Source organism: Brevibacillus nigriterrae (assembly GCF_049846925.1).
Classification (GTDB): domain Bacteria; phylum Bacillota; class Bacilli; order Brevibacillales; family Brevibacillaceae; genus Brevibacillus_H.
In genome coordinates this window covers 94,298-105,231 of sequence record NZ_JBNCMT010000020.1, presented here as the reverse complement: position 1 = coordinate 105,231, position 10,934 = coordinate 94,298, and the positions used below count along the sequence as shown (strand labels likewise).

Below are 10,934 nucleotides of genomic sequence, written 5' to 3'. Positions count from 1 at the left end.
CTGGCATGAAATAATCCATCATATGATAGACGAAGGTGATCATGACAGAACCAAATGCACCAAGGAAAAACAGAAAAATCAGCAGGCTGACAATTTTTCCTCCCCATTTACCTAGTAGAATTTCACTCTGATCAAAAATATTTTTGTCAGGTGTTCTTTTGATTAGCCAAACGACCATGAGAATGGCGAGCACGCCCTGGATCGTGGCAAAAACTGTAGATAACCAAAAATCGCCATCCACTTCCCTTGCCATAATGCCTTGTGTGACCCCTACTGCTTTGGGATAAACCATGTTTATGATCAGCGCAATGAACATGCCATTGGATATCTGAATTTTCATCGATTTCCTCATTTCCCAGATCGTAATTGCTGTTCCAGTAAAACGGGGCTATTGATTTCAGCCTTGACTACTATATCGAATTTCGCCTGAACAAGCTCTTCATCCCAACTGTCCTTTAACACTTTCCATTCTTGAGGATAACGATTCTGGAATACCTTGCCGAGTTCCATAAAGTCTGATTTGTATTTTTTTTGAGCCAACCGTACCACTTCCTCAATTTCCTTTTTCAATACGGTCTCTAATTCTCTTTCCATCTCTTTCATCAATTTCTGTTGATCTTCAGTAACTGTACAACCTACTTCAACCATATCTCCATAAGTCGTCAAGTTGGCCGTAAAAGATACGTTCCCCTCTTCAAAGTGAGGAGTCAGGTCAAAGGATTGATCTTTTAATTCAAAGGTTATCGAGCTTTTCGGATCCTCCGGACAAGGCAAGGTCACGATTGATGATTTGACATTTTCAACAAACCATAATAAGCCCCTCGTCTGATTGGGGTTTAACACGCCTATCAGCTTGTCATCATGAAAAACGCCAGTCCCCGATAATTCAACCTGCTTGATCGATCCGAATTCTTCTGGTTTTTTGTTGGATATCCCTCGCTCTTTCAAGACAACCCGTGCCAGAATGGGATGAGTGGTATGGCTGAGATAAGCTGCCTGCAAGGTCATCAAATCGGTTTTGGGGGCTTCTGCCACAATCTCGCTGTAACGAAACAGCTTGTCCATCGATTGTCCAGGAATTACGTCCATACCGGTAATCGTGGAAACCACTTCACCTGCTTTCTCAGGAGTAACTACAACCCAGGTTCTCATCCGCAGCTCATGATTGCGACTGAAAAAGTCAATAATCTCGTGTATCCCTTGTCTGGCGAGATCCTCGTTAATGACGATGATAAAATTATGCGCCCAAAAGATCCTGCGAGAAGTAAATCGGGCCAAATTGCGGATGGCCTCAAAGATACTCTTACCCTCTGCGACAACCGAGTAGATCGGTTCCCCTGTTTGTCCCGTCGGTGCCCCTGTTGACCCCCTTGCATCACCAGGTCTCGCAATTTCAGCCGTGATTTTGAACATGCCCGGCTTCTCTCCTTTATCAAGCCCTACCGCCATGACCATAGCCATATCATTTATCTCCATTTTTCCTAAACAGCCTGCCAGAAGAGAGCAACACAGAAGGAAGGTGATGAGACGAAATAATTTATTTGTCATCCTCTGAATTCTCCTTATGACGTTTCAATTTGGACCGCAAATTCCCCCAGGAAGAAGTATCGGTATTGTTATTGTTATTCTGTTGTGATGGTGGTTTCGGCATTTGATTGTCACCCATTCGCTGTTCATCACCTTCTGCCATTTGCGGTAATTTTGTGAGACTCCACCAGGGCAGTCGCAATAAAATGTCTTTCTGATCACTCGGGCGAAAAGGTGTTGCTGGTGCCAGGTAGGACTCTCCAAAAGAGCGTATGGACAACGCATGTAAAATGATAATGGAAAACACGGATCCAAACCCGACCAGTCCCATGGTTCCTGACGCAAGTAATAAGGGGAAGCGTAGAATTCGAATGGAAAATGATGCAGCGTAGTTTGGGATTGCGAATGAAGCAATCGCCGTAATAGCGACGATAATCAGGATGGTAGGTCCTACAATACCAGCTTGCACGGCTGCTTGCCCGATTACCAGAGAACCGACAATACTGATGGCAGAACCGATTTGTTTGGGCATTCGCAATCCCGCTTCTCTCATTAATTCAAAGACAAGCTCCATAACAACCGCCTCAAATAAGGCTGGAAACGGAACAACCTCGCGACCTGAGGCGATCGTCAGGGCAAGGGTGGTAGGAATCATTTCCTGATGAAAGGTAGCTAGCAGTACATAGATAGAAGGCAACGTCAGGCTGATTGCCAGTGCGAAATAGCGAATCAGCCGAAAAAACGATCCAACCCAGTACCGTGAATAATAATCATCGGTAGCTTGAATGTACTGCCAGAAAGACGTTGGAACAATCAAGACAAATGGCGTATTGTCAACAAATATCGCCACTCTTCCTTCAAGCAAGGCAGCAGCTACTTTATCGGGTCTCTCTGTGCTTTGAATCGTAGGCAATGGTGAGAGCGGAGCGTCTTCGATCAATTCCTCAATATAACCGCTTTCGAGGACGGCATCTATTTTTATCCGCTGCAATCTGTTTGTGACTTCGTCTACCAGACCTTCTTTCACAGTCCCTTTTATATAGGCAATATTGATGTCCGTTCTCGATTTTTTGCCCACCTTCATACTCTCAATGCGCAGGGCAGGATCCTTGATACGTCTGCGTACCAGTGAAGTGTTCACTCTGATATTTTCTGTAAATCCGTCCCTTGGCCCACGGATCACTGTCTCAGAAGGCGGCTCTTCTACCCCTCTTTTTTCCCACTGACGGCTGGAAAAAAGTAAACCCTTCTCGCACCCATCCAGCAAAATCAGCGTATCTCCAGACAGGATTGCTTCAATGGCTTCTTTAAATGAGCGGACTGTCATTGCAGAAGGTTTTGTCAAAATGTGCAAACGGATCGCTTCCAAATCAGCTTCTTCGTGCACATGTTGATCCAATTCTTCGGCATAGAGCACCAACGATTTTAAGGCGGTATCAATCTGCTTGCTGTCTACCAGCCCGTCAACAAACAAGCATATTCCTGGGACATCTGATTTTCCGTGAAACACAAACTCTCGTTTTACCAAATCAGCACTTTCATTCAGTATTTCTCGCAACGTTTCTTTATTCTTTTGTAATTCGGGGTCAAAATCCCGATGCAGGAGTTCGATGATATTGTTTTGCATAGATAACCTCTTTTATCTGCTTTATCCCTTTTATTTCCTATGCCGTTAGAAATTATTCCCATTAAACGACTGGTAGCACACTGAAATGGATATGATGGGTAGAAACGACGTGGATGAGGCAGAAGGGTGGGTTTTCATGGATTTCTATCATTCGTGGTTTTATATCAATGTCCTAAATACAAAATGGTTGATCTGGTCGTTCGTCACCTTTGTTTTTGCAGCCAACCTGCTGTCTCCGGTCATTTTTTGGTTTCTGATTGGTGGGAAAACGAAGAAAATAAAGTATTAACTTGAAGTTTTTTCCCTACCGATATGCATTTTTGAACCACTCCGGATGTAGAAATTCACAATCGCATTGGGCTGTAGCCTCTTCATAGGTGAGTTGTCTAGTACTAGACTCAATGGCTTGCAAATAGACGAGCCTGTTAGTAATCTCTCTTTCTATCGTTTCCTTTCCTTGAAATACTCTTCCATGAGCTGGAATCATCGTCAAATAACTGTATGCCTGTAATTTCTCCAATGACTCCCGGTGGCGTGCAACGGAACTACGGAAATCAACCGATGGAAGCAGCGGTTCTCCGTCATTTGAAAACATGATTTCATCCGCAATGTGCAGGTATTCTTGGTTTATTTGGATCAGCATGGTACATTCCGAATGGCCGGGGAATACCGAGAGAAGCAGATGATGCTTTCCAAAGTTGATTTCTGCTGTTCCTTCAACAAGCGTCTTGGGAATAAATTGACCTTGTTCTTCTGGTGGTGTCCATAAATCAAGTGTTGTCCTGTAACGACTGCTTCCTGTCACTGACACATCAGGCAACACCTTCAATCCAAACATATGGTCATTATGAAAATGCGACAAGACTACTTCCTCGATGACGACTCCCTGGTTTTGGAGATCTTGAAGCACTTGAATTGCGTGCCGTTCATAGCCCGTATCGATCAAAAGGGCTCTCTTTTCGTCGATGAGAGCAATGATATTGTAGCCGAAATGTCTTCCCGGATCTGGTTCGAATGTATAGAGGATCATTCCCTCTGCTAGTTCCTGTTTTTGCACGACTGCATCTCTCCTTACTGATACCCTTCACGGTTGTTATAAGGAGATTCTAAAACAAATAGACTGACACCATTGTGTCAGTCATTGTATTTGCGTACTAATTCTTCTAAATAGTTCTGGGTTGCCTCTCGCAAATAGAGTGGCTCCAGTACTTCACATTCTTTGCCGAAGCTCAAAATGAACTTGATCAGGCCATCATCATAGGGAAACTGATCAACGACAAGGAACGCATCATCCTCAGTTTGAGTAATACAGTCTCTGCTAAAATGTTCAATCAAATGCTCACCGATCTGTTTGGAAAACTTTAAGGTGACCAAAATACTTCCCCTGAGATAGCTTTCCCGATAGATTTGGTTTATTTCTGCTTGCGTAAGTGCCCTCTTGTTGAATTCAGTGCCTATCCGAGGATTGCGAACCCGCACCAGCTTGAATCTTCGATAGTCATTTCGGTTCCTGCAAAAAGCAGACAGATACCAATGACCACTGGAAAAGGAGAGTTGGATCGGTTCCACCGTTCTCTCTTCATACTCCATCTTTCGATTCCAGTACTCAAAAATCATGAGCCTGCTTTCCTCTATACAATGATCCATCAAGGAAAGATACTCCTTTAGTTCATTTTCCATATGAAAATGAGACATATTGATCGTCAGCTTATCGGTGTTTTTTCCTTTTTGCTTATACGTGTTCTCGAACTTCATAATGATGTCATTAAAGACCGTATTTTTTCCAAACAAAAAATTCAGGTTTCCCATGACGGACAAGAAGGTTTGAGCTTCCTTTTTATTAAGAAACAAATTATCGATACTATAGTTTTCCATGATGTAGTAGCCCCCTCCCTTTCCACCAAGGGAGGCAATCGGGATGCCGGCTTCACTTATTTTTTCAATATCACGATAAATCGTTCGGACGGATACTTCAAAATGTTCGGAAAGCTCTTTGCCGGTAACCAGTCGTTTCTTTGAGATGATCAGTAGCATGGACAGCAATCGGTTTACTCGCAATGTTTCCTCCCATTCGTAAGATTTGCTACAATTGTATCAACAACCTCGTCAGCATTCACATGATCTACAGGAATTCGCTCATCAAAGCATGGTTCGGTAAAAGCCTCTACACACCTCTTTGTCTGCTGAAAACACCAATTTCCTTCTGCCTCACCCCGCTTTCGCAGACGTTCATGGATCGTTTGCTCACTCGCAATCAGGCAAAAATGAAATGTTTGTTCATCAATTTCCTGAAATCCTTTGCGTATGTACTCGAAATACGCCTGATTGCAGATCGTCATCGGGACAATCAGATTTTTGTTGTAGTGCCTGACGAGCGATTTCGCAACGTCCACCGTCAGTTCTCGCCAGAGTGTCAGATCCTGAAAGTCCTCGGTCTTTTCTTCTGGTTTTTTCACATCTTCGGTTATGATGGCCCGAAGCATAAACCCGACGATTTCCGGATCGTACAGCATGCTATTTTCCAGACGAGTTAACAGCTTCTGTGCAACCGTCGTCTTCCCAACACCAAACGCCCCATTGATCATTATGATCATGATTTCTCCCTCCCCTATATCGAGATTCTACTATAAAAAAGAAAAGCAGACGCTTGTCTCAAAACAAAGGTCTGCTTCCTAGCGATTATTCGCCTAAATCAACGTTATGATACACCTGCTGCACATCGTCCAAATCTTCCAGGGCATCAATCAGTTTTTCAAATTGTGCTTGAACGTCTTCTGAAAGTGTTACTTCGTTTTGTGCAAGCATGGAAAGTTCAGCAACGCTAAATTCCGTAACACCAGCATTCTTGAATGCCTCTTGCACCGCATGGAACTGATCAGGTTCCGCATAAACGATAACCGAATTATCTTCTTCGAGAATGTCACGCACGTCTACATCTGCTTCCATCAGAATTTCAAGCGCTTCTTCTCCTGTTTTTCCATCTACACCGATTACAGCGGTAGCATCAAACATATAGGCAACTGATCCACTTACGCCCATGTTTCCACCGTTTTTATTGAATGCCGCACGTACTTCTGGTGCTGTGCGGTTCACGTTATTTGTCAAAGCATCGACAATTACCATGGAGCCATTTGGTCCGAAGCCTTCATAACGAAGTTCCACATAGGTCTCATCTGAATTGCCTTTTGCTTTTTCAATGGCGCGGTCAATAATGGCTTTGGGAACATTATAGGTTTTCGCACGCTCTAGAACTACCTTTAATGCACGGTTGGATTCCGGGTTTGGTTCACCTTGCTTCGCTGCTACATAAATTTCTTTTCCAAACTTAGCGTATATACGACTTGTGCCTGCATCTTTTGATGCTTTTTTTTCTTTAATATTGTTCCACTTACGACCCATACTGTTCCACTCTCTTTCAATGCTCAAAATAGGTATAACTGCCTTCCTTCACAAGAAACTATTATACCTCAATTGTTTTATTTTTTATAATCGAAATCGTAAAAATGACAATTAATCGGTTGATTCTGCTCAATTTTCGTCCAAATAATAATTTCGCATCAGCTCATGTGACCATGCAGGCTGCTTGACTTCCCCAATTGGCCCGAATTCTGCTAGATATGGTTTTATATCCAGGACCGGGGAATCTTTAACCGCATCCAGGGCTTGTACAGTTATTTTCAGTCCGTCAACCTTGATGATTTTGCAGCGGGACAGCCCAAGCAGGTTTGGTCGCGCTTTCCCCAGAAGTCATCCTTCACTTCAGAGCGCCCCTCGACAACATAACCAATCGGTTCTAAAGCAATCGTCTGATTTGTCATCATAAGCTCACCTCGATTCGATCATGCTTTATTCTGCAGTTGATAAGCGGAATTAACCAAATCCCAGTTAAGCGGGCGTGCCAACCTGTTTTCCGGCTTATCCAAAGCAGCAAACCCGAATTTATTGTACAGGGTATGGGCATCGGCTGTTCCCAGATTAAACGAGGTTCCCTTCAAATACGGGTGCTCCACAATCACGCCAACCAGCCATTTTCCCAGTTCGAGTCCACGATATTCTGGAAGGACAAAAACATCTCCCAACCAGGAAAAGCGAACGAAATCTGATACGACCCGGGCGAACCCTACCTGTTTCGCTTGCGGATCCTCTGCGGGATTTCCCTGATAAATTCCATAGCATACTGCCGAGTTTTCAATGCATTTCTCAACCAACTCTCTGGCAATTCCTTTTGCCCAGTACGAATGTTCACTTAAAAAGTTGTGGATCAAACTGCGATCCAGGTACTGTTTTTCCATCGAAATAAAAAATCCGTCTTCTCTTGTCCAAATCTCCTGAGCCATGTTTTTTCCCCTTCCTCCATTTGGTTCCACTGTTTTTTTCCCTTTGTTTAATCGCATTGTCTAGTCGACTACCGTAATGCAATTGCGTCCATTTTTCTTGGAATCGTAGAGTGCTTGATCAGCCTCGCTGTAGCTGACCTGGAATGAATCTGTTAGCATGGCCTCAAATATTGACTCGTTCATCTTCTATTTTGATTATCTTGGGATTCATCATGAAAAGTACTTTCGTAGGAACGCACCTGATTTCTACCTCTCTGTTTAGCATGGTAGAGTGCCTTGTCAGCTGCTTCTACTAGATCAGAAGGCTGAGCGTTAATAATTGGTACCATCGTAGCAGTACCTAGACTCAAGGTAACATAGCTGGCTATTTTGGAACCAATGTGCGGGATCTCTAACGCTTCAATGGCCGCCCTGATATTTTCAGCGACCTGCTTTGCTCCTGGTTCATCCGTATCTGGCAGGATCGCCACGAACTCTTCTCCTCCATAACGGCAGACGATATCCGCAGATCGTTCAACTGAATTTTTTATTGTGGAAGCTACGATTTTCAAACATTCATCTCCGCCTTGATGGCCGTAAGTATCGTTATACGCCTTGAAAAAATCAATGTCCATCATAATCAAGGACAAAGGAGATGAGTGTCTCAAGGAGCGATTCCATTCAATAGTGATCTTCTCATCAAAGGTACGCCGATTGGAAACACCTGTCAACCCATCAATAGTAGACAGTTGCTGCAACAATTCATTTGCCTCTTGCAATTTTCGTTCTGCCAGCTTGCGTTCATGAATATTTCGATTGACCGAAATATACTGTATATCCTGTTGATCATCTTTGTTCCACAATTTGATAGACGATTCAATCCAGACATATTCTCCGTCGTTTCGCTTTACCCGATAGGTAAGGACGCTGTAATCATCCCGAACCATCTTGTTGGCATGTTCCCTTACCATTTCATAATCATCGGGATGGATATACTTTTCCAGATCATCCCCGACAACGGTTTCTGCCTTATACTGCAGAATTTCTTCACAAGCAGGAGAGGCATAGAGTATTTTTCCTTTACCATCAATCAAGGTAATCAGATCACTCGAATACTCCGTTAACAAACGGAAACGCTCCTCACTTCTCCGTATCTCATCCTCAGCCTCTTTGCGTTGGGTCACGTCATTGAGTGTGCCCGATGTACCAATCACTTGGCCTAGTTCATCCCGTGTCAGACGGGCAAAAACCTCGATCCACCGGAATCCTCCCTGTCTCGTCAGGAGGCGAATTTCCTGTCGGCAGTAATCCTGTTTCTTTTCAATCAATGGCAGGAATAACTGTTGATTGCGTTCCCTGTCGTCAGGATGCAAATAGGCAAGGAGGGAAGTACCTAAGCTTTCTGCAATGGGAAACCCGGAGATCTCCTCCCAGGCAGGATTTAAAAACGTCCAGTGTCCTTGTTCATCGGTTTGGAAGATTACTTCCTTCACGTGTTCCACAACGGAACGGTACTGCTCCTGAACTTTGTGCAACGCTTCTTCTGCTTTCTTCTTCTCCGAGATGTCTCGAAAGATTGTCTGCATGACAGGCTTGCCTTCATAAATAAATGGAGTTGACATGACCTCTACATCAATAACTGTTCCATCCATACGAATGAACTTCTCTTCGCTCCAATCCAAAGCCTTTGCTTCTTTCTGTAACAGTTCCAACCGCTCTTGTGAGAATTTTCGATAGTTTGGATGAATTCGCTCCATGATCGGCTGTCCGATCAATTCATCATGGAAGGATGCGCCCAAGATCGTTACACATGCAGGATTCACAAAGAGAAAACTTTCCCCATCGTGAACGACAATGGCATTCGGTGAATAATCGACAAGCGTACGATACCTTTCTTCACTGTCTCTTAACTGTTTTTGCATCTCTTTTTGTTCTGTAATATCTACAACGAGCCCGATGATATAATCTTCTGTTTGATCTTCAGAAGGAAACAGGGAGACGGTAAGAATTCCCAAGACAACTTGTCCGTCCGGGCGATAATATAATTTTTCAACTTGATAGGAATCTCTTTTCCCACTAATTAATTCTTCATAAAGCTCATCTTCCGGCTGCACAGGTTCTGAGATAGCGGAGATCGGTAGATGTTTTAGTTGCTCGCGAGTAAATCCAGTTATTTTCTCCAACGCCGGGTTGATTTCAATGACTTCTCCTGACTTCTTGCGCAATCCAATTCCGATTCCGGCCTTTTCAAATATTTTTCGGAATCGCTCTTCACTTTTTTGCAGGGCCTGCTGCATGTTTTTCTTTTCCGTAATATCTCTAGCAATCACCTGGATTGCAGAATGATCGTTATATTTGATGGGTATTGAAGCAATTTCAACGTAACGAATCTGATTATCCAATGTAAGCAGCTTGACTTCTTGCAGTGGCTGAGTTTCCCCGGTATCGTAAATGACTTTGATTCTTTGGAGAATGATCTCTTTATCATCAGGATGGATAATATCCAGGACATCTTTCCCGAGTACTTGATCTTCCGTTTCTGCTCCGATCAGTTGCAGTCCTTTCTCATTCACAAACAGAAACTTTCCATTATGAACCATGATGGCATCAGGTGATACATCTATCAATCCTCGGTATTGTTTCAACAAATGGCGGTAACGTTGTTGACTTTCCATGATCTGATAGCCATTGAGTCTGTGCATAAATGCCATCCAATACGACCCGATCAATAATATTAGCGGAACACTCAAGAAGTACATGTGAAGCAACTGGGCATGAGCAATCCGCACTTTCCACTCATTGTAATCAAAATCGATCCCCAGTACGGATTCTACGTTACCAGAGGAATCATAAATTGGTGCAAATGAACTGATCCATGTACCCCATTTATCTGTATACGGTGTCTCTTGTAACGTTCTCTCCCCTTTGAATGCCAGCTCCAATTCAGCAAGCTGATTGGGATATGTCTCACCAATCGGTACAGCAAGTTCCAATCTCGAGTCAATTTTGCCATTATCGTTGAGGTCAGCTTCCGGACAAACAACCAAGACATTCGTTCCATCGGGCAGCTTGCGAATCGTGTAGACACTTTCAATAAATGGGTACAGCTTCATCCATTCGATCATTTGGTCAGACATTCGCTGATACAGGGCGTCGGAAGGGAGCGTATCCAACTGTATACGAGCATGTCCTTCATCCTGCAGAATCTTGGAGAAAACAGGGGCCAATCCTTCAAGCGGTGTCTTGATTTTTGCCACTTCATCCTCTTCTGCCTGATTGACAAAAAACCAGCCAAAGAGAAGAACGAGAGCAAGCAAGCCCCAGATGAACGATTGGGATCGACCCATAATCTGTTTTTGTTCATAACCTCTTGCCTTCAGGATGCGCTTCAACCATACAGTTAAGCAAACGTATGAAGTAATGACAATCGTAACAAAAACAGCGTAATCCATGATGAACTCATC

The 10,934-nt window shown here is 43.6% G+C and carries 11 protein-coding genes; 1 reads left to right on the top strand and 10 read right to left on the bottom strand.

Going from position 1 to position 10,934, the window contains the following annotated elements; all coding sequences use genetic code 11:
• From ACPW7N_RS15785 to ACPW7N_RS15775, 3 genes are all read right to left on the bottom strand, one after another.
• Nucleotides 1-340 (bottom strand): GerAB/ArcD/ProY family transporter (locus ACPW7N_RS15785; protein ID WP_425652060.1); only part of this gene is annotated, 340 nt, incomplete at its 3' end.
• An 8-nt stretch (nucleotides 341-348) separates the two neighbouring features.
• On the bottom strand, nucleotides 349-1,548 hold the full coding sequence (locus ACPW7N_RS15780; protein ID WP_425652059.1) for a Ger(x)C family spore germination protein: 1,200 nt from the start codon (nucleotides 1,546-1,548) through the stop codon (nucleotides 349-351).
• Nucleotides 1,538-3,154, bottom strand: coding sequence for a spore germination protein (locus tag ACPW7N_RS15775; protein WP_425652058.1), 1,617 nt, complete (start codon nucleotides 3,152-3,154; stop codon nucleotides 1,538-1,540). The genes ACPW7N_RS15780 and ACPW7N_RS15775 overlap by 11 nt, the downstream gene beginning before the upstream one ends.
• A 136-nt stretch (nucleotides 3,155-3,290) precedes the next feature.
• Between ACPW7N_RS15775 and ACPW7N_RS15770 the strand changes: the two genes are divergently transcribed.
• Entirely contained in the window at nucleotides 3,291-3,443 is a 153-nt protein-coding gene (locus ACPW7N_RS15770) for a hypothetical protein (RefSeq protein ID WP_425652057.1), read from the top strand.
• A gap of 15 nt (nucleotides 3,444-3,458) precedes the next feature.
• On the opposite strand, the gene ACPW7N_RS15765 is transcribed toward ACPW7N_RS15770, so the two are convergent.
• The 7 genes from ACPW7N_RS15765 to ACPW7N_RS15735 form a co-directional block, all read right to left on the bottom strand.
• On the bottom strand, nucleotides 3,459-4,211 hold the full coding sequence (locus tag ACPW7N_RS15765; protein WP_425652056.1) for an MBL fold metallo-hydrolase: 753 nt from the start codon (nucleotides 4,209-4,211) through the stop codon (nucleotides 3,459-3,461).
• A gap of 77 nt (nucleotides 4,212-4,288) precedes the next feature.
• Nucleotides 4,289-5,212 carry a helix-turn-helix transcriptional regulator gene (locus tag ACPW7N_RS15760; protein WP_425652055.1) on the bottom strand — a complete coding sequence of 308 codons (924 nt, stop codon included), beginning with the start codon at nucleotides 5,210-5,212 and terminating at the stop codon, nucleotides 4,289-4,291.
• Nucleotides 5,203-5,748, bottom strand: a complete 546-nt coding sequence (locus tag ACPW7N_RS15755) for a P-loop nucleotide/nucleoside kinase family protein (RefSeq protein WP_425652054.1) — start codon at nucleotides 5,746-5,748, stop codon at nucleotides 5,203-5,205. The genes ACPW7N_RS15760 and ACPW7N_RS15755 overlap by 10 nt, the downstream gene beginning before the upstream one ends.
• Nucleotides 5,749-5,833: 85 nt before the next feature.
• The gene (locus tag ACPW7N_RS15750; RefSeq protein WP_425652053.1) at nucleotides 5,834-6,553 is read right to left on the bottom strand and encodes a YebC/PmpR family DNA-binding transcriptional regulator; all 720 of its coding nucleotides are present in this window, start codon (nucleotides 6,551-6,553) and stop codon (nucleotides 5,834-5,836) included.
• Nucleotides 6,554-6,682: 129 nt separating this feature from the next.
• Nucleotides 6,683-6,877, bottom strand: coding sequence for a TrmO family methyltransferase domain-containing protein (locus ACPW7N_RS15745; protein WP_425652067.1), 195 nt, complete (start codon nucleotides 6,875-6,877; stop codon nucleotides 6,683-6,685).
• A 116-nt stretch (nucleotides 6,878-6,993) separates the two neighbouring features.
• Nucleotides 6,994-7,491 (bottom strand): GNAT family N-acetyltransferase, encoded by a 498-nt coding sequence (locus ACPW7N_RS15740; protein WP_425652052.1) that lies wholly within the window; start codon nucleotides 7,489-7,491, stop codon nucleotides 6,994-6,996.
• A gap of 179 nt (nucleotides 7,492-7,670) precedes the next feature.
• Nucleotides 7,671-10,922: a sensor domain-containing diguanylate cyclase gene (locus tag ACPW7N_RS15735; protein ID WP_425652051.1), complete on the bottom strand. Its 3,252-nt coding sequence runs from the start codon at nucleotides 10,920-10,922 to the stop codon at nucleotides 7,671-7,673.
• Nucleotides 10,923-10,934 lie beyond the last annotated feature (12 nt).

What these genes read in the sequence shown, in the direction of transcription:
- ACPW7N_RS15780 (WP_425652059.1), bottom strand. Translation starts at nt 1,548, where the DNA reads ATGACAAATAAATTATTTCGTCTCATCACCTTCCTTCTGTGTTGCTCT.
- ACPW7N_RS15775 (WP_425652058.1), bottom strand. Translation starts at nt 3,154, where the DNA reads ATGCAAAACAATATCATCGAACTCCTGCATCGGGATTTTGACCCCGAA.
- ACPW7N_RS15770 (WP_425652057.1), top strand. Translation starts at nt 3,291, where the DNA reads ATGGATTTCTATCATTCGTGGTTTTATATCAATGTCCTAAATACAAAA.
- ACPW7N_RS15755 (WP_425652054.1), bottom strand. Translation starts at nt 5,748, where the DNA reads ATGATCATAATGATCAATGGGGCGTTTGGTGTTGGGAAGACGACGGTT.
- ACPW7N_RS15750 (WP_425652053.1), bottom strand. Translation starts at nt 6,553, where the DNA reads ATGGGTCGTAAGTGGAACAATATTAAAGAAAAAAAAGCATCAAAAGAT.
- ACPW7N_RS15740 (WP_425652052.1), bottom strand. Translation starts at nt 7,491, where the DNA reads ATGGCTCAGGAGATTTGGACAAGAGAAGACGGATTTTTTATTTCGATG.
- ACPW7N_RS15735 (WP_425652051.1), bottom strand. Translation starts at nt 10,922, where the DNA reads ATGGATTACGCTGTTTTTGTTACGATTGTCATTACTTCATACGTTTGC.